Annotated in this window: 13 protein-coding genes; 8 read left to right on the forward strand and 5 right to left on the reverse strand. The window is 69.9% G+C overall.

Annotation, left to right across the window (positions count from 1 at the left end; translation table 11 throughout):
- Position 1: 1 nt before the first annotated feature.
- The 5 genes from mreD to BGM09_RS16365 all read left to right on the forward strand — a co-directional run bounded on the left by mreD (position 2) and on the right by BGM09_RS16365 (position 7,859).
- Positions 2-658: a rod shape-determining protein MreD gene (gene mreD, locus BGM09_RS16345; RefSeq protein WP_188282323.1), complete on the forward strand. Its 657-nt coding sequence runs from the start codon at positions 2-4 to the stop codon at positions 656-658.
- A complete protein-coding gene (mrdA, locus tag BGM09_RS16350) occupies positions 655-2,865 on the forward strand; it encodes a penicillin-binding protein 2 (RefSeq protein ID WP_188282324.1) in 2,211 nt (736 codons plus the stop codon). Before mreD ends, mrdA begins: the two co-directional genes overlap by 4 nt.
- Entirely contained in the window at positions 2,862-4,061 is a 1,200-nt protein-coding gene (gene rodA, locus BGM09_RS16355) for a rod shape-determining protein RodA (protein WP_188282325.1), read from the forward strand. Before mrdA ends, rodA begins: the two co-directional genes overlap by 4 nt.
- Positions 4,062-4,204: 143 nt before the next feature.
- Positions 4,205-5,716, forward strand: a complete 1,512-nt coding sequence (locus BGM09_RS16360; protein WP_188282326.1) for a CYTH and CHAD domain-containing protein — start codon at positions 4,205-4,207, stop codon at positions 5,714-5,716.
- A gap of 181 nt (positions 5,717-5,897) precedes the next feature.
- On the forward strand, positions 5,898-7,859 hold the full coding sequence (locus BGM09_RS16365) for a TIGR03960 family B12-binding radical SAM protein (RefSeq protein WP_188282327.1): 1,962 nt from the start codon (positions 5,898-5,900) through the stop codon (positions 7,857-7,859).
- Positions 7,860-8,141: 282 nt separating this feature from the next.
- On the opposite strand, the gene BGM09_RS16370 is transcribed toward BGM09_RS16365, so the two are convergent.
- From BGM09_RS16370 to BGM09_RS39180, 4 genes are all read right to left on the reverse strand, one after another.
- On the reverse strand, positions 8,142-9,017 hold the full coding sequence (locus tag BGM09_RS16370) for a GNAT family N-acetyltransferase (protein WP_188282341.1): 876 nt from the start codon (positions 9,015-9,017) through the stop codon (positions 8,142-8,144).
- A gap of 148 nt (positions 9,018-9,165) precedes the next feature.
- On the reverse strand, positions 9,166-10,110 hold the full coding sequence (locus BGM09_RS16375; protein WP_188282328.1) for a radical SAM protein: 945 nt from the start codon (positions 10,108-10,110) through the stop codon (positions 9,166-9,168).
- A complete protein-coding gene (locus BGM09_RS16380; RefSeq protein ID WP_188282329.1) occupies positions 10,100-10,513 on the reverse strand; it encodes a hypothetical protein in 414 nt (137 codons plus the stop codon). The genes BGM09_RS16375 and BGM09_RS16380 overlap by 11 nt, the downstream gene beginning before the upstream one ends.
- A gap of 65 nt (positions 10,514-10,578) precedes the next feature.
- A complete protein-coding gene (locus BGM09_RS39180) occupies positions 10,579-11,118 on the reverse strand; it encodes an ATP-binding protein (RefSeq protein ID WP_188282330.1) in 540 nt (179 codons plus the stop codon).
- A gap of 161 nt (positions 11,119-11,279) precedes the next feature.
- Between BGM09_RS39180 and BGM09_RS16390 the strand changes: the two genes are divergently transcribed.
- A complete protein-coding gene (locus tag BGM09_RS16390) occupies positions 11,280-12,638 on the forward strand; it encodes a hypothetical protein (protein WP_188282331.1) in 1,359 nt (452 codons plus the stop codon).
- Positions 12,639-12,805: 167 nt separating this feature from the next.
- Here BGM09_RS16390 and BGM09_RS16395 read toward each other — a convergent pair whose 3' ends face one another.
- Positions 12,806-16,213, reverse strand: coding sequence for a CARDB domain-containing protein (locus tag BGM09_RS16395; RefSeq protein ID WP_188282332.1), 3,408 nt, complete (start codon positions 16,211-16,213; stop codon positions 12,806-12,808).
- 292 nt (positions 16,214-16,505) lie between these two features.
- Here BGM09_RS16395 and BGM09_RS16400 point away from each other — a divergent pair, with 292 nt between their 5' ends.
- Together BGM09_RS16400 and BGM09_RS16405 are read left to right on the forward strand one after the other, a co-directional pair.
- Entirely contained in the window at positions 16,506-17,831 is a 1,326-nt protein-coding gene (locus BGM09_RS16400; RefSeq protein WP_188282333.1) for a hypothetical protein, read from the forward strand.
- Between the two features lie 237 nt (positions 17,832-18,068).
- Entirely contained in the window at positions 18,069-18,851 is a 783-nt protein-coding gene (locus tag BGM09_RS16405) for a TIGR03936 family radical SAM-associated protein (RefSeq protein ID WP_188282334.1), read from the forward strand.
- Positions 18,852-19,178: the final 327 nt, after the last annotated feature.

The following is a 19,178-nucleotide window of genomic DNA, read 5'->3' on the forward strand; positions in this document are numbered from 1 at the left end:
CGTGCGCCTCAACCGGATCGTGCTCTCCACCGTCCTCGTGGTGATCGCCATGGTCGCCCAGGTCAGCGTGCTGGCCCGGCTGCACCTGCCCGGCGCGGTCCCCGACCTGCTGCTGCTGACCGTGCTCGGCCTGGCCATCGCCTACGGCCACGTCGGCGGCTGCCTGGTCGGCTTCGGAGCGGGGCTGCTCGCCGACCTCGCGCCACCGGCCGACCACGCGGTCGGCCGCTACGCGCTCGTGCTGTGCGTCATCGGCTACCTGGCGGGACTCGCCAAGCCCGAGAGCGGCCAACTGCGCACGGCCGCCGGACCCATGCTCGTCGTGATCGGCGCGGCCGTCGGCACCACGCTGCTGTACGCGGGCGTCGGCAGCCTCGTCGGCGACACCGCGGGCGCCCATGTGGGCCTGCCCAAGCTGGTGTTCACCGCGATGATCTACGACCTGCTGCTCGCGCCCTTCGTGGTGCCGCTCGTGATGGCCCTGGCCAGACGCTTCGACCACGATCCGCTCACCGAGGACCCGACGGGCGGCTTCGGCGGCAGCGCGCTGCGCACCCGGCCCACCCGTACCAGGACCGGTTCCGGGATCAGCCCGCAGCGCGGCCTGTTCGGCCGGGCCAAGACGATGGCCTCGATGCCCAGGGGGGCCAGAAGGTGAGCAACATCCCGGAGACCGGGCGTACCTCCCGGGTCACGATCCGCCTCGTCATCCTCCAGATCCTCGTGGTGTCCCTGCTGCTCACGCTCGGCGGACGCCTGTGGTACCTCCAGATCCGCAACGGCCAGGAGTACGACCAGAAGGCCGCGAACAACCACATCCAGCAGGTCGTCACCCCGGCCGTCCGCGGCTCGATCCTCGACGACCGCGGTGTGCCGCTCGCCGACAACCAGACGCGCCTGGTGGTCTCCGCCTCCCGTACCGACCTGCTCAAGCAGCGCGACGACGGCCTGGCCGTACTGACCCGGCTCGCCGGTGTCCTCGGGCTGACCCCCAAGGAGGTCACCGACAAGGTGCGGCTGTGCGACGCGAAGACGCCCAAGCCGTGCTGGAACGGGTCGCCGTACCAGCCGATCCCGATCACCGACGAGGCCACCACCCAGCAGGCGCTCCAGATCATGGAGCGGCGCGAGGACTTCCCCGGCGTCACCGCCGAGCCCACCGCCGTACGCCGCTACCCCGGTCCCTCCAAGGCGAACACCGCGCAGGTGCTCGGCTATCTGTCGCCGGTCACCGACGCGGAGCTGACCGCCTCGGAGAAGACCGACGCGCCGCTCCAGCGCTCCGACCAGATCGGCCGCTCGGGCCTGGAGAGCGTCTACGACGCGCAGTTGCGCGGCAAGGCGGGCGTGACCCGCTACGAGGTCGACAACCTCGGCCGGGTGATCGGCAAGGCGGGCGACACCCCGGCGCAGCCCGGCGCGAACCTGGTGACCAGCATCGACTCCAAGGTCCAGGCGCTCACCGAGAAGGAACTCGCGCAGGCCATGGCCGACGCGCGCAAGACGTACGACAGCATCACCCACCAGAACTACAAGGCCGACTCCGGCGCCGCCGTCGTCCTGGACAACAACACCGGCCAGGTCATCGCCATGGCCAGCGCCCCCACCTACGACCCCAACGAGTGGGTCGGCGGGATCTCCGCCAAGGACTACAAGGCGCTCAACGACACCAAGTCCAACTTCCCGCTGCTCAACCGCGCCACGCAGGGCCAGTCGGCGCCCGGCTCCACCTTCAAGGTGGTGTCCACCTCGGCGGCCGTCAACGCCGGTTACGACATCAACGGCGGCTACCCCTGCACCTCGTCGATGACCATCGGCAACCAGGTCTTCAAGAACTTCGAGAACGAGAGCTTCGGCGACATCTCGCTCGGCCGCGCCCTGGAGGTCTCCTGCGACACCGTGTTCTACGGCATCGCGTACGACCAGTGGCAGAAGGACGGCGGCACCGACCCCAAGCACGCCAAGGACTGGTTCTACAAGACCGCCCACCAGTTCGGCCTCGGCGCCAAGACCGGCATCGACCTGCCGGGCGAGGTCACCGGCCGCGTCCCCGACCGTCAGTGGAAGCAGAGCTACTACGACGCGATGAAGGACTACTGGTGCAAGCTCAAGAAGACCAGTAAGAAGAACGACCTGGCCACCGCCATCGCCCGGGAGAACTGCACCGACGGTTACGTGCTGCGCGCCGGTGACTCCGTCAACTACGCGATCGGCCAGGGCGACACGCTCGTCACGCCGATCCAGATGGCCCGGATCTACGGGGCGCTCGCCAACGGCGGCACGCTGTACCAGCCGACCATAGGGAAGGCCGTGGTCAGCGCGGACGGCAAGACCGTCACGCCGATCAAGCCGAAGGTGGCGGGCAAGCTGCCCGACTCCAAGTCGACGCTGAAGTACATCAACAAGGCCACCGCGGGCGTCGTCACGGACGGTACGGCCAACTGGAAGTTCGCCGGCTGGCCGCAGGACAAGATCACGCTGCACGCCAAGACCGGTACCGCCGAGGTCTCCGGCAAGCAGACGACCTCGTGGCTGACCACGTACACCAAGGACTACACGATCGTGATGACGATCTCGCAGGCCGGTACCGGCTCCGGCGCCTCGGGCACCGCGGTCCGCCGGATCTACGAGGCGATGTACGGCATCGAGAAGGACGGCCCGAAGATCGACCCGGGCAAGGGCATCATGCCCACGCCGGTCGCCGCGCTGCCGAAGATCTCCGGTGACGGCGTCGTCGTGCCCGCCTCCTCCACCACCTTGATGCCGTCGCAGCACGGCACGCCGGGCGACCCGGGCCCGGTGCTCGCGGCCCTCACCCCGACCCGTACCGAGAAGCTGCTGCACGGCAGGAAATCCTGGTCATGAGCGCCACCAACAGCTATTCGATCCGCCGCTTCACCCCCGAGCGGTCCACGCTGGGCAAGCTCTTGGCCCGCGACTCGATAGCGCGCCGGATGGATTGGGTGCTGCTCTTCGCGGCCCTCGCGCTGACCGCCATCGGCACGATGCTGGTGTACTCCGCGACCCGCAACCGCACCAATCTCACCCACGGCGACCAGTACTACTTCCTGATGCGGCACCTGATGAACGCCGGGATCGGCGCGGGTCTCGCGATCGGTGTCGTCGTCATAGGGCACCGCAGGATGCGCGGCATCGTGCCGTTCTACTACGTGCTGGCGATCCTCGGCATCCTCGCGGTGCTCAGCCCGCTCGGCTCGACCGTCAACGGCGCGCACTCGTGGATCGTGATCGGCGGCGGCTTCTCGCTCCAGCCGTCGGAATTCGTGAAGGTCGCGATCATCCTCGGCATGGCGATGGTGCTGTCCGCGCGGGTGGACGCGGGCGACCGCGAGCATCCGGACCACAGGACCGTGCTCCAGTCGCTGGGCCTGGCCGCGCTGCCGATCCTGATCATCATGATGATGCCGGACCTCGGCTCGGTGATGGTGATGGCGGCGATCGTGCTCGGGGTGCTGCTCGCCTCCGGCGCGTCCAACCGCTGGGTGTTCGGCCTGATCGCCGCCGGGATCGGCGGCGCCCTCGCCGTCTGGCAGCTCGGCATCCTCGACAAGTACCAGATCGACCGCTTCGCGGCCTTCGCCAACCCCGCCCTGGACCCGGCGGGCGTCGGCTACAACACCAGCCAGGCGCGGATCGCCATCGGCTCCGGCGGCCTGCTCGGCAAGGGCCTGTTCCACGGCAGCCAGACCACCGGGCAGTTCGTGCCCGAGCAGCAGACGGACTTCGTCTTCTCGGTCGCGGGCGAGGAGCTGGGTTTCCTCGGCGCCGCCCTGATCATCGCGCTGATCGGCCTCATCCTGTGGCGGGCCTGCGCCATCGCCCGCAATGCCACCGACCTGTACGGCACGATCGTCGCCGCCGGAATCGTCGCCTGGTTCGCCTTCCAGTCCTTCGAGAACATCGGCATGACGCTGGGCATCATGCCGGTCGCGGGTATCCCCTTGCCCTTTGTGTCCTACGGCGGATCATCGATGTTCGCCAACTGTGTGGCCATAGGTCTGTTGCAGTCCGTACGGATGCAGCGGCCGATGTCGGCGTGACGCGCGGTGCCGGCCGGTCGGAAGGGGTCCGGCCGGTCGGACGCGGGCCCGGCTGGTCGGAAGGGGGCTCCGCCGGTCGGAAGGGATCCGTCCCGGCCGGTCGGGCCATTGCTCGCGGGCGGGGTGCCCGGTTACCGTCGAGCATGGGTCAGCGAGTGCGCGAGACCGAACGCAAGTACGAGGCCGGTGACGGCCCCGGCCGCCCCCTGACGCCTCCCGACCTCGAAGGACTGCCGTCCGTCGCCGGAATCCGGCGCCTGGACCCCGATCTCCTCGACGCCGTCTACTACGACACCGCCGACCTCGCGCTGGCCGCCCACCGCACCACGCTCCGCCGCCGTACCGGGGGCGAGGACGCGGGCTGGCACCTGAAAGTGCCCACCGGCGAGCCCGACACCCGCACCGAGGTCCGCGTCCCGCTGGGCGCCAGCGACAGCGCCCCGCCCGAGGAACTGCGCGCCGAGGTCGCCGCGCTCCTCAGGGGCCGCCCGCTGAACCCGGTGGTCCGGCTGCGCACCACCCGGCACCGGACCCTGCTGCTGGACGAGGAGGGCGGCGCGCTCGCCGAGGTCGCCCACGACGAGGTCACGGCGTACGACGAGAGCGCCGGGTCGGACGGCCCGCGCTGGACCGAGACCGAGGTGGAGCTGGTGCACGGCCCGCCCGCCCTGCTCGACGCCGTCGAGGAACGGCTGACGGCGGCGGGACAGCGCCGCTCGACCTCCCGCTCCAAGCTGGCCCGCGCGCTCGGCGACCGGCTCGCCGATCCGCCCGCGCCGCCCGGCACCCCCGCCACCGCGGGCGAGGTCGCCACCGGGTACCTGCGCGAACAGCTCACCGCGATCCTCGCGCTCGACCCGCTGGTGCGGCGCGACCAGGAGGACGCCGTGCACCGGATGCGGGTCGCCACCCGCAGGGCCCGCAGCGCCTTCAAGAGCTTCCGCAGGGAACTGGACCGCGGCGCCACCGACCCGCTGGGCGCGGAGCTGAAGTGGCTGGCCGCCGTCCTCGGCGCCGAACGCGACCGCGAGGTGCTCGCGGACCGCGTGGACGGGCTGCTCGCCGGCGCCGCCCCCGCGCTCGTCACCGCGGCCGTACGCGACCGGCTGCGGGGCCTGGCCGCCGACAGCCACGCGCGGTCCCGCGCGGCCCTGGTCCGGGTGCTGAACGGGACCCGCTACTTCACGCTCCTCGACCGCCTGGAGGCGCTGCTCGTGCTGCCGCCCTACCTGGTGTCGGCCGCCGCGCCCGCCCACGAGGCCGCCATCGCCGCCGTGGGCCGCGACCACCTGCGGCTGCGGCGGCAGATCCGGGCCGCGCTGGCCCTGCCGCCCGGCGACGACCGGGACATCGCGCTGCACGAGGCCCGCAAATCCGCCAAGCGAGCCCGCTACTGCGGCGAGGCCGCGCGGCCGGTGCTCGGCAAGCGGGCCGCCGCCCACACCGGCCGGATGAAGTCCGTCCAGCAGCTCCTCGGCGAGCACCAGGACAGCGTGATGTGCGGGGCGGCGCTCGGCCGTACCGCGCGGGAGGCGCGGGCGGCGGGGGAGCCCACCGAGGCGTACACGGCGCTGATCGCCGCCGAGCGGGCCAGAGCGGAGGCCGCGGAGGCGGAACTGCCGGATGTCTGGCGGTCGGCGGACCGCGACATCTGAGCGGGACATCTGAGCGGGACCGGGTCCGGTGGGGCCGGGACATCTGAGCGGGACCGGGTGCGGTGGGGCCGGGACATCTGAGCGGGACCGGGCAGCCGTGAGACACGGGTACCCTTGAGGGTCACCCAGCCCCCACGCCGTCGGCCGGGGGAGTCCCAGCCGTCTGATGAGAGTCGCCGAGATGCCTGTCGAGTCGGTCTTCCCGCGCCTGGAAGCACTTCTCCCGCACGTCCAGAAGCCGATCCAGTACGTCGGCGGCGAGCTGAACTCCACCGTCAAGGAGTGGGACAGCACCGACGTCCGCTGGGTGTTGATGTACCCGGACGCGTACGAGGTGGGCCTGCCCAACCAGGGCGTCATGATCCTCTACGAGGTGCTCAACGAGCGCGAGGGCGTCCTGGCCGAGCGCACGTACAGCGTGTGGCCCGACCTGGAAGCGCTGATGCGCGAGCACGAGGTGCCGCAGTTCACGGTCGACGCGCACCGCCCGGTCCGCGCCTTCGACGTGTTCGGCCTCAGCTTCTCCACGGAGCTGGGCTACACCAACATGCTCACCGCGCTCGACCTGTCGGGCATCCCGCTGCTCGCCGCCGACCGCACCCTGGACGACCCGATCGTGCTGGCGGGCGGGCACGCGGCGTTCAACCCCGAGCCGATCGCCGACTTCATCGACGCGGCCGTCATCGGCGACGGCGAGCAGGCCGTCCTGGAGATGACCGGGGTCATCCGCGCGTGGAAGGCCGAGGGCCGTCCCGGCGGCCGGGACGAGGTGCTGCTGCGGCTGGCGAGGACCGGCGGGGTGTACGTGCCGCGCTTCTACGACGTGGAGTATCTGGCCGACGGCCGGATCTCCCGCGTCGTGCCCAACCGCAGCGGCGTGCCGTGGCGGGTGTCCAAGCACACCGTGATGGACCTCGACGAGTGGCCGTACCCCAAGCAGCCGCTGGTGCCGCTGGCCGAGACCGTGCACGAGCGGATGTCGGTGGAGATCTTCCGCGGCTGCACCCGCGGCTGCCGCTTCTGCCAGGCGGGCATGATCACCCGCCCGGTGCGCGAGCGGTCCATCACCGGGATCGGCGAGATGGTCGAGAAGGGCCTGAAGGCCACCGGCTTCGAGGAGGTCGGCCTGCTCTCGCTGTCCTCCGCCGACCACACCGAGATCGCCGAGGTCGCCAAGGGCCTCGCCGACCGGTACGAGGAGGACAAGATCGGCCTGTCCCTCCCGTCCACCCGTGTTGACGCCTTCAACATCGACCTGGCCAACGAGCTGACCCGCAACGGCCGCCGCTCAGGTCTGACCTTCGCCCCCGAGGGCGGCTCGGAGCGCATCCGCAAGGTCATCAACAAGATGGTCTCGGAAGAGGACCTGATCCGTACCGTCGCCACCGCCTACGGCAACGGCTGGCGGCAGGTGAAGCTCTACTTCATGTGCGGGCTGCCCACCGAGACCGACGAGGACGTCCTCCAGATCGCCGACATGGCGAAGAAGGTCATCGCCAAGGGCCGCGAGGTCACCGGGCAGAACGACATCCGCTGCACGGTCTCCATCGGCGGGTTCGTGCCCAAGCCCCACACCCCCTTCCAGTGGGCCCCGCAGCTCGGCGTGGAGGAGACCGACGCCCGGCTGGAGAAGCTGCGCGACGCGATCCGCGGCGACAAGAAGTACGGCCGCAACATCGGCTTCCGCTACCACGACGGCAAGCCCGGCATCATCGAGGGCCTGCTCTCCCGCGGCGACCGCCGCGTCTCCGCCGTCATCCGCGCCGTCTACGAGGACGGCGGCCGCTTCGACGGCTGGCGCGAGCACTTCTCCTACGACCGCTGGCTGCGCGCCGCCGAGACCGAACTGCCCGCCTTCGGCGTCGACCTGTCCTGGTACACCACCCGCGAGCGCACCGCCGAGGAAGTCCTCCCCTGGGACCACCTCGACTCCGGCCTCGACAAGGACTGGCTCTGGGAGGACTGGCAGGACGCCCTGGACGAGACCGAGGTCGACGACTGCCGCTGGACCCCCTGCTTCGACTGCGGCGTCTGCCCCCAGATGGACACCCACATCCAAGTCGGCCCCACGGGCCAGAAACTGCTGCCGCTGGCAGTCAAGAACGCAGGTCCGACGCCTGCGGCGAGCGGTCACACGCACTGAGATGAGCGACGCCCTGAGCAAGATCGCCGACCTACGCGGCGACATGACGGACGCCGAGGCGACCGAGGTTTGGTCTTGTTTCGGCGTCTCGACCTCAGTGAGGGCAGAACCGCGGTCTACGCTCACGACACCTCTGCCTGGTCCGCGCCTGGAGGGCACGGCTGGTCGAGTCAAGAGCAGTATCGAGTGGGTGTGACTCCAGCAGTCACGCGCTTCCAGAGATGGCGATCGACGCGGTATCCGCGTGCCGTCTTCGCTGTCAGGGAGCGGCCGGAAGTGTGTTCAACGGGCTGTGGTGGTGACGACGAAGCCGAGGGAAGTCAGTCCTTCGGCCTGGCAGAGGCTGTCTGAAGCTCCGCCGACTTCGGTTTGAAGCAGTTGGTACGCGGCTCCGTTCTCTTGACCCCACCGCATGGCGGCGCGCCAGAGCGCCCGCCCGAACCCATGGCCGCGGTGCTCCGTGCGGACTCCGAAGTATTGGGGCATGAGCTGAGTTCGGCCGATTGCGTCGGGCCTGATCTCCATGGGTCCGATGGCTCCTGCCACCTGGCCACCCGTCGTGGCGACGAGTACGGGGCCGACTGCGTTGGCTTGCATCCGTGTGTAGAGGAAGGCGAATCCATCGTTCGCCATTTCCTCTGAGAAGCTGGCGAAGTCTTCGCGTAGGTCGAGGGACAAGTCGGCGAAGGTGCTGAGGGGGCGCGCAGGGGGTGGGCAGGCGCCGGAGGAGAAGTCCTTGAGCTGAATCCTGACGCCTTGGGCGAAGCGGCTGGCGTACTCGGGGCCGAGGAAGCGCACGATTCGCGCTCGGCTCGCTCCGTGGTCCGCGGCGAGTTTCTGGGCCAGTTCGGCGGCGGCGATGTGGCTGCCGGGCTCGACTCCGTAGGCGTAGACCTTGATGGTTCCGGCCCCGCGCGCAAGGTGGGTGGGGATCAGCGTTTCCCCGGGGCGGTGGACGACAGCGTCGGTCAGGACGCTCTCATCCTTGGTGCCGGACCACCGGAGGTCCTTGTCGTACGGAAGGAAGCGCCTGCTTCCAGCGGCCCTCAGTGTGTCGGCGAACAGGTCATCGGTCAGGACGGACGGGTGTACCGGGCCGATGGTGGGGACGTAGGGGGCCGTTACCACTGGGCGGAGCCAGTCCCAACGGAAGCGCATGGGTCGCCCGCGTTGCAGGAGCACTTCACGGAGTCCATCACGTCGTCCATGTCGGCGACGGGGACCACCACGGGGGTTGCAACGGTGGTGTCGGACTCCTCGGGGCGGATCACGGGCGGCCTGGGTCAGATCTCTACGGCGACTGCGGTCATGCGTGCACCATCAGTGGAGCCTTCGTTTCCTGGAACTGCTTGGCCAGCGGCCGGCACACCTTGCATGTGCCGGAGAGCTGGCAGCCCTCGCAGCCCCCAGTGCGAAGCATCAGGGCGTCGGAGATCGCGGGCAGCCGACGCAGGCCCTCAAGTCCCTCGGCCATGAGGTCGATCTGGTCGTCACGGCCGACCTTGCAGATGCTCACCTTGGCGTGGGGATCGGCGTGGAAGAACGTCACCCCGGCGTTGCACCCGGTGAACGCGCTGCGTTCCCGCAAGTGGTTGCTGGACTGGGCGAGCAGGCTTTCCGGACCGCCGTAGATGGTGGGCGTCATGTTGCTGAAGACATGGTGCTTCAGGCCCCACTTCTCGGCGAGGGCCACCATGGCGTCCGTCTCGTGGGCGTTGTCGTTGGTGACGATGATGTTGAGCCGCACGGGCAGATGAGCCTCACGCGCGGCGTCCATTCCTCGCTTGAACGCCTTCCAGGCACCGCGCCGTTGTGTGAGCCGGTCGACGCTCTCCTCGGTCGCCCCGTACACGCTGACGACAAGCCGGTAGGCGGGGCACTCCTCGAACATGGCCAGCAGCGACTTCTCCCACAACCGGGACGCATTGGTGGAGACGGTGAGCATCATGCCCAAGTAGCAGTGCGTGCAGGCGAAGTTGCAGCCGAGGTTGATCTCCCAACTCGCCTTTGAGAAGCCGTAGGACGAGCGCTCGCGGACCAGCACCGCCTTCGATACAGGCTTGCCGACCAGGTCCAGACCCCACACCTGCGCGACAGTCTCGGCAAACCACGATGGGGCCGGGGAGTCGTTGCCGACGAGGGCGCGTAGTTCCTCGTAGCCGGCCTCAGGCAGACGTGCCCCTGCCGCGCTGCCAGGCCGTAAGGCCAGATATCCGTCAAGGAACGGGCTCACGATCAGGTCATGAAGCATCGTTCATTCCTCCGGTCAGCCGGTGAGGGGGGTTCCAGGGGTCGTGGAGCTGCCATGTGTGGCCGTCGGGGTGGCCCTCGTATTCGCTACAGCCGCCATGCGTGGGATGGGTGGCCGGGCAGTCCGGGAGGATCAGCAGAATGGCCGGGGTGCTGTTCAGCGGCCACCGGCTCCAGACGGCGGTGTTGCCGGCGATGTCGAGGACCATGGCGTAGTGGGCGCCGCTGGTGTGACGTTCGAGGGTGCAGCGCAGGTCCCGGATGTCAGCAGTCATGTCGTGGCGGTATCCGGACCATGCCAGGGCCGTGTGGGCGAGTGGGTCGGGCAGGACGGTCAGGGCCGAGCAGATGGACCGGTGCCTGGGCGGAGCGATGGAGTTGATGTTGGGGGTGGAAATGGTCACGGCATGTTCCTCTGAAGTGGATGGGCGCGGTTCGGGACATGGCCTGAGCGGGTCCAGGTCAGGCGTCATGCGCGAACCCCCGTATGCCCGGCTGTCGCGCGAAGCGAGGCAGGTAGCGTCTCCCGCCGGGGCGTCCTGGACCGTTGTTTGTCCGCTCGCAACGGGGCGGCAAGTCGCAGACTTGCCCAGACGGTCTTGCCGACGGGCGCAGCCCTCTCGAATCCCCACGCGCCTTCGGTGAGGCCGGCGATGATCTGAAGTCCGCGTCCGCTCTCGGCGTCCAGAGACGTGGGCCGCAGTTCGGGTGGGTCGTCGCTCTGGTCCTGGACCGCGACGTACAGGCGGTCTGTGCTGATCCACAGGGTCAGGGGACACGTGCGGACCACGGATCGACGGTGCCCTGCGGACTCCTGCTCGGTCGGTTCGCCCGTGTGGCGAACCGCGTTGGCCGTCAACTCCGAGACGACGGTGAGGGCGTCCTGTACGACCTCGTCGGTGAGGCCCCAGCTTTCAAGGACCTCTTGTGCGTGACGCCGGGCGAGACCGGGGGCGGATGGCTCGCAGGCCAGGTCCAACCTGGTCCGGTTGGCGTAATCGCTTGCCATCACTGTCCTCCGTGCGCTCTCCCGTGCCGCGAGCCGAACTGCCGCTCGCCCTGACTGGTTGCACGCACTACGCAACCGTCTGCGTACGGAGAGCGGTACCGTTGGACCGGCGTGCGAAGTGGAAAGCGTGGAAAGTTCGTCCACCCGCGGAGAGTGGCAGCATGGCTGAGCACGAGCCGAACGAAGGTCTCAGAGGGCTTCTGAGCGAGGCACGGTGGTCCCAGGTCGAGTTGGCCGCCGCAGTGAACCGTGCTGCCAACGAAGCCGGTGTCAGCGTGAGTTGTGACAAGAGCAACGTGAACAAGTGGCTTGGCGGCACCCGTCCGCAAGTGAAGTGGCGTCCGTTGATTCTGGAAGCGTTGTCTCGCCGTCTGGGACGCCCGGTTACTCATGCCGAAGCCGGCTTTCCTCCGTCGGTGGCCGAAACAGCGACTCTGGCCGCGCTGGCCATGCCCGAGGACACTGTGGAGGGACTTGTCACCATCGGGAGAGAAGACATGGACCCCTCTCGTCGCAAGTTCGTCACGACGACGCTTTACGCAGCCGCCCTACCGATTCCCGCCTATGTCGATCTGGCGGGCCGCGCCGAGGCACACGCCACTGGGCGTGCCACGCGGATCGGAACGGGCGAGATCGCCACAGTCCGGACGATGACCGACCGCATCGCGGACATCCTCGACGAACTTGGCGGCGGTCACGCTCGCCCCATGGCGGCGGCGTTCCTGGTGAACACGGTCGCGCCCTACCTGCGGGCTGATGCCTCCGAAGCTGTCAGGAAGGACATGCTCGCCGCCGCGTCCGACCTCGTGTACCTCACCGGCTGGATGGCCATGTACGAGAAGGCGCACGGGCTCGGCCAGCGGTACTACGTACAGGCCCTCCACCTGGCCGCTGACGCCGAGGACCACGTGACCTACTGCCGCACCCTGCGCGGAATGGCGCTTCAGGCAGCCAATCTCAAGCACGGGAAACGGTCGCTGGAACTCGCCGACTCCGCCGCAGAGGCGGCGCCCAAGGCGGGCCCGCGCCTACAAGCCTTCCTCACCGGGCAACAAGCCCAGGGCGCGGCGCTCGTCAAAGACAAACGGCTCGCCTTCTCCCGCCTCGCCGAAACACAGACCGCGCTTTCGAAAGCCGACAACCGGCGCGACGCCATTGGCGGTTACGACCAGGCCGCCTACTTCTTCCACGTATCCAGCGTGCTCTACGGCCTGGGTGATGTGGCTGGATCCATCGCGGCCATGCAGGACTCCAATCGAGTGCGCCCCCCGGTTGAGAAGCAGGGACGCGCACACGCCAACGGCTTGCTCGCGCAACGGCAGCTCGAAGTCGGTCACTTGGAGGCGTCCTGCGCCACCTGGTCGACATTCCTTGACGATTACGAGCGCCTCTCGTCCTCGCGTGCTGATGAGCACTTCAACGTCCTTCGCCGCCGCCTTCGTCCCTACCTCAAGAACCAGCACGCCCGCGAGGTATCCGAGCGTGCCCAGGAACTTGCCCGGCAGAAGGTCGCCTCATAGCCGTGCGGGGCCACTTACACCATTGCGACCGAGCCTGATCGCCAGCGCTGGTGCAGTGGACAGGGCGCCCAGATGCCGCCCCGGGGGCCTGATGTGAGTAGAAGGCCCGTGGCCCCGCGCGCTGGATGCGGGCGGGGCCACGGCTCTTGGGGGGCGAGGGTTTTTGGTTATGAGCCGGTGATCACGTATTGGGAGCCGGGCTCGATGAGGACGTTGCCGTTGGCGGAGTTGGTGATGGTGACGTGGGACAGGGTCGCGCTGCCGCGGGCGCCGCCCTGGGCGCGGATGCCCGCGCCGTTGTTGGACTTGTCGATGGTGACGTTGCTGATGGTGACGCCCGGCATGGCGCCGCCGCCGTTCTTGAACTGGATGCCGTCGTAGGTGGAGTCGGCGATGTCGGTGTCCCGGATGGTGACGCCGGTGATGTCGCTGGTGGAGGCGAACAGGGTGATGGCCCCGAACTTCTGCGCCTCGCCCCAGAAGACGCCGCCGCCGCGCTGGACGCCGTTGTTGGCGATCAGGGTCGTCCCGGAGAACGGCAGCGGGTCGTGGTCGGTGGCCAGCATGATCGCCGGGTAGTTCATGGTGTCGTAGACGAGGTTGTTCTCGATGGTGTTGCCGTAACCGCCGTAGATCGCGAGGCCGTTGGCGCGCCAGGGCAACTGGATGGTGTTGTTCACGAAGTGGTTGTCGTGCGCGACGTCGACGGACTGGTCCTTGACGTACTTGTTGGCCCACACCGCCAGCGAGTCGTCGCCCGTGGTGCGGAAGGAGGAGTTGAAGACCTTCGAATTACGGGTGCCGTTGGTGAAGTTGATGCCGTCGGCGTAGGTGTCGCGGATGCGCATCCCGCTGAATTCGAGCCCGTCCGCCGGGCCCCACAGGGCGGGGATGTTGTCGTAGTCGCGGCCGACCCAGACACCGACGTTGGCGTGCTCGATCCAGACGTTGCTGATCTTGGTGTTCTTGCCGAACCGGCCGTTGAGGCCGACGCCGCCCTCGGCGTTGCCGTCACCGCCGCGGATCCGGCCGGAGCCGAAGATCGCGATGTCGGAGATCTGCGTGTTGTTGTCGATGTCGAAGCCGAAGTTGCCCTCGTGCGGGTGGTTGATGCTGCCCACGGCGTCCTGCGGCTGGATCAGCGAGTAGAGCTGCGAGTACCACATGCCCGCGCCGCGGATCGTGACGTTGCTGATGCCGACCTGGTTGTACTGGCCGCGGTGCAGCGGGTCCTCGGTGAGGATCTTCTTCTCCTGGCGCCACTGGCCCGCCGGGATCCACACGCAGTTGATGACACCGTTCTGGTTGTCGGTCACGGCTCGCTGGATCGCGGCGGTGTCCTCGATCCCGTCGTCCGGGACCGCGCCGTACTCGGTGATCGACGTGCAGTCGGCGGGCTTGGCCTTCGGCGGCGCCACCTGCTCCAGGTCGATCAGGTCGATGACGTAGAACGACGCCGTGTCGGTCGCGTCCCGCTGGAGACGGAATTTGGTGCCCACCGGATACGTCGTCGACAGCAGCGCGTTGGACTCGTCGAACAGCCGACGGGCGTCCGCCTGCGGCGAGTTGGTCAGCGCCTCGGGGCCGTCGGTGTTGCCGTACAGCCAACTGTGCTTCGAGGACAGGGTGATCTTCCGGTCGAACGTGTTGTTGATGTAGAGGCTGATCGTGGCCTCGATGCCGCCGCCGTTCGCGGCGTCGGGGATCGAGTTGCGCACCACGATCGAGTTGGTCGGGTTGGTCGAGGTGAACTCCACGAACTGACCGGTGGTGTTCAGCCGTACCGACTTGCGGCCAGAGGACTCGGTCGCGAAGTTGGTGTGGCCGAAGGTGCGCAGCGGGTCGGTCTCCAGGAGCGTGCCCTGGTACGTGGCGGCCTCGGCCTCGTACTCGGTGTACGGGACGGCGGCGCCGCGCCCGACCACGATCGAGCGGGAGAAGGTGTTGTTGTTCTCGTTGGTCTCGGCGACGACGTTGGTGGCGTCCGCGGTCGCGACGAGGGTGGCGCCGCCGCTGGTCGCGGTCCAGGTGCCGGTGACGTTCACGGTGACGGTCGCGCCCGCGGCGATCGCCGGGGTGCTGGTGTCCAGCGTGGTGCCGCCCACGGTGAGGCGGGTGACGGTGGCGACGCCCGTCGAAGTGGTGCCGCGGTTGTGCACCGAGACGGTGAAGGAGACGGCCGCGCCGACCGCGGGGCTCGCCGGGTTGGAGGTGATGCCGAGCACTTCGAGGTCGGGTCCCGGCGCCTGCGCGACGACCAGCTTCGTCGGTGAGGCGAGGCTGTTGTTGTCCTTGCTCTGCTCGATGACGGTGCCGTTGGGGTCGACCACGGCCGAGACGGTGTAACTGCCCACCGCCCGCTTGCCGACGGCGACCTGGACGGTGGCGGACGCACCGGCGGCGAGGGCGGCCACCGGGGCGCTGCCCGCGACGACACCGCCGACGCTGACGTTGACGGTGGTCGCCGGGGACGCGGCGCTGCCGATGTTCTTCACGGTGGCGCTGACGTTCACGGTGTCGGTCTCGACCGGGGCGGTCGGGGTCCACGACAGCGCCGTGACGGTCAGGTCGGGGTTGGGCGCGGGTACGCCGATGACCTGCACCTCGGCGACCTGGCCGCCCGGGGCGCCGGAGTTGGAGGAGAACCCGAGCTGGAGGTCGGCGGCCCGGCCGGTGACCGGGATGGTCACCGTGTTCTGGTTGCCCGACGGGCTGAACGCGTAGTCGGCCCTGGCCTTCAGCGAGGTGAAGCCGGTCGCGCTCTGGCCGCGGCCGAGCACCTGGATGTTCTGCGTGCGCGGTCCCCACGCGGCGTCGGGGTTGAGCTTGACGACGACGGAGGTGATGTCGGCGTCGGAGCCGAGCTTGACCGTCAGCGTCGACGGGAAGCCGTTGGACTCCCAATAGCTGCCGGTCTGGCCGTCGTTGGCGTTGGACGCGACGAAGGACTGGGCCGTCGAGGACGCCTCGATCGGCTTGCCGTGCGCGAGGTCCTTGCCCGTACCGTCACCGGGGCCCGGATCGCCGGGGCCGGGGCCGCCGGGGTCGGTGACCGTCGTGCCGTGGATCTCCAGCTCGGATATCTGCGCGGCCTGCCACCCGGTGTTGGCGGTGATGTTCAGCCGTACGTAACGGACCGTCGCGGCGCTGAAGTCGACCGTCACGGTGTTGGCGGAAGCGGGGTTGAAGCTGCGGCCCTGCGCGGCGGACAGCGTGCTGAAGGCGGCGCCGTCGGTGCTGCCCTGCACCGCGATGGTCTCGGTGCGCGCCTCCCAGCCGGCCGGCAGCTTGAGCACCACCTGGTCGACGGCGGCACCGCTGCCGCCGAGGTCGATCTGCACCCACTGCGGGAAGGTGTTGTTCGGCCCTTCCCAGTACGTGCCCTGGTTGCCGTCGGTGACGGCGGAGGCGGGGTATCCGCCCACCGCGCCGCTCGCCGAAGCGGCCTTGCCCGAGGCGAGGTTGGGCCGGTCGGCCGCGGCGGCGGCCCCGGACAGTGGCAGGAGACCGATGGCGATCAGACCGGCGGTGACCAGGCCGGTGATCAGTCGGCGGCTGAGCTGTTTCCGTTTCATGTGTCCTCTGTTCAGTCGGAACGAGAGAGCGCGGACGGCGCGCGGGACGCGCGGGGTTCGCAGGACGCGAGGCGGCTCCTGCCGTGAAGTTGCATACAGATGTGAAGAATTGGGAGAGCATTGACCAGCTTTTTGCGAGTCACATGGTGCGATCGTGTCACTGGCTTGTCAACGGTTTACGCACGTCATTCGATTTGTTGACAGGACCCGCGCATGCCCAACACGCGGGCGCGGCGGACGACTTGACCGCGCGGCACGACGACCCGCCGGGCCCTGCGGGTAGGTTCGCCGCATGGCTCTGGAACACCCGCGGGGGAGCGGCGACGGCTGCCTGACCGTCGCCATACGTATGCCGGTCCGTCTCGTCGCCTTCGCCGTCGTGCTGCCGCTGCGCCTGCTCTGGGACGCGCTCGCGACGGCCGGGCGCGGGACCTCGGCCGGACTGCGCTGGACGTGGCGCCGCCTGCTGCTCCCGCCGCTGCGGGTCCTCGGCGCCGCGCTCGCCTGGGCAGCGCGGACGCTGGTGGTCATCCCGGCCGTCTTCCTGACCCGCTGCCTGGTCGTCGTCCCGCTCGTCGCCCTGTGGCGGTACGTGCTCGTGCCGCTCGGCCACGCCGCCGCCTGGACACTGCGCGTGCTCGGCACCGGCACGGGACTGCTCGCGCACTGGCTGCTCGTCGTCCCCCTGACCGCCCTCTACGGGTACGTGCTCGCGCCCGTCGGCCGCGCCGTCCGCTGGACGCTGCTGACCCTCGGCGCGGGTCTGGGCGCGGGCGCCTCCTGGCTCGGCCACCACCTCCTCGCCGCGCCCGCCCGCCGGCTCTGGCACTCCCTGCTGGTGCCGGCCGCCCTCGCGCTCGCCGCTGCCGTCGTCTTCTTCGTGCGGTACGCGCTGGTGTGGCCGCTGACCGCGCTGTGGCAGTACGTGCTCACGCCGGTCGGCCGCGGCCTCGCGTGGACGCTGCGGATGACCTGGCTCGGCCTGCTCTGGCTGGTCAGGACCCTGATCGTGCTGCCGGTCGGCTTCGTGTGGCGGCGCGTCGTCGTCCCCGTCGCACGCGAGGTCGGCGCGGCGCTCGGCCACGCCTGGCGGGTGACCGGCTATGTCTCGCGCGCCGTCGGCCGCGGCATCGCGTGGCTGGCCCGCGTGCTGATCGCGGTCCCCGCCGCCTGGGTCTGGAGCCGGACCGGCGCTCCCGTACTGCGCGCCGTACGGGCCGCGGGCCGCTGGTACCGGCGCGCGGTCTGGCAGCCGGTCAAGGAAGCGGTCGCCGACGCCCGCCGCGCGCTGCGCGAGTTGCGCGCCGAGACCCGCAGAGCGCTCTTCGGCGATCCGGTCGGGGCCCCCGAACGGCGGCTGCCACCGCGGCGGGCGGGGTACGAACCGGGGGCGTTCGGCCCGGCCCCGGCGACGGACGCGGCCGACGTATCAGAGGCGCCCGATCCCGCCGACGCGCTCGTGGTGAGCGCGCTCGCCACGCAAGCGCTGCCCCGGCCGGCGGCCCGCCACCGTAAGCGGCCGGGCGCGGATTTCGGTTCCGACTCCGGTTCCGCCTCCGGTTTCGGCCCCGGCCCCGGTCCCGACCTCGGCGAGCGGCGTCCGCCGACCCACCTCTGAGCGCGGGACCGGCGCCGGGCAGGCGGCGTCCGGCCGCTTCACCGTTCCCCGCCCAGGCGCCCGCGGCCCCGGGTTGTCCACAGGGCAGGGGTCACCCGTCAACGGCAACGCGCGACGCGGCGTAACCTTGTGAAAGACAAGCGGGCCCGGTGACGGGCCCCCGGGACACGAGTACGCACGAGGGACTGAACGACACTGGGCAAGCGACAGCCCGAAGGTCCGCCGCCCGCACCGGCGGTGCAGCGCATTCGACTGCGCTACACCAAGCGTGGCCGCCTCCGGTTCACCAGCCACCGCGACTTCCAGCGTGCCTTCGAGCGGGCCCTGCGCCGCGCCGAGGTGCCGATGGCGTACTCGGCGGGCTTCACCCCGCACCCCAAGGTGTCGTACGCCAACGCCGCACCCACCGGCGTCGGCAGCGAGGCGGAGTATCTGGAGATCGCCCTCGCGCGCGGCGTCGACCCGGAGAAGCTGCGGCTGCTGCTCGACGAGTCGCTGCCCGCGGGACTCGACGTCATCGAGGCGGTCGAGGCCCGGACCTCGGGACTCGCCGAACGCCTTGAGGCGTCGGTCTGGCAGGTCAGGCTCGACGGTGTCGACCCGGCCGAGGCACGACAGGCCGTCGCGGCGTTCCTCGCCGCGGAGACCGTGGAAGTACAGCGCAAGACGAAGAACGGCATCCGCACGTTCGACACCCGCGGCGCCGTCACGCGCCTGGAAGTCGTGGACGACACGCCGGACAACGGCGCCGGGCACGACGCGGACATGTCCGAACAGGGTGCCGATAGGCCGCAGGACCGCGCCTGTGCGATACTGCGGCTGGTTGTACGGCACCTGACACCTGCCGTACGGCCCGACGACGTACTGTCCGGCCTCCATGCGACGGCCGACCTCGCGCCGCCGGTCCCCGCAGCGGTGACCAGGCTGGCGCAGGGGCCGCTCGACGAGGAGTCCGGCACGGTCACCGACCCGCTCGCGCATGATCGCGACGCTGTGACGGTACCTGCCGGGTCCGCGTAGCCACGTCGTCACGCGTCGCCGACGCACCAGGGAGCCACCCGGGTCCGGCGCCGCAGACCACATGAGACTTTCGTCGACCCGCCGACGCGGTGCCGACGAGCGACACAGCAGCTCCCGTGCGGCGCCCGCGCCCCCGGACAGCGGCACCGCGACCAAGCGGCCCGCCGCCACCGGACATGGACGCGGCGCCCGGGAGCTCGACGGGAGCATTGCCCGCATGCACGACCAGACCGATTCCAACGAACCCAACCCCACATCCGAGCCCGCCGCCGAGGCCGCGCCGCCGCGCCGCCGCCGGGCCGCCTCCCGCCCCGCGGGCCCCCCGAC

This window comes from Streptomyces sp. CBMA29, assembly GCF_014596445.1.
In the GTDB taxonomy this organism is placed as follows: domain Bacteria; phylum Actinomycetota; class Actinomycetes; order Streptomycetales; family Streptomycetaceae; genus Actinacidiphila.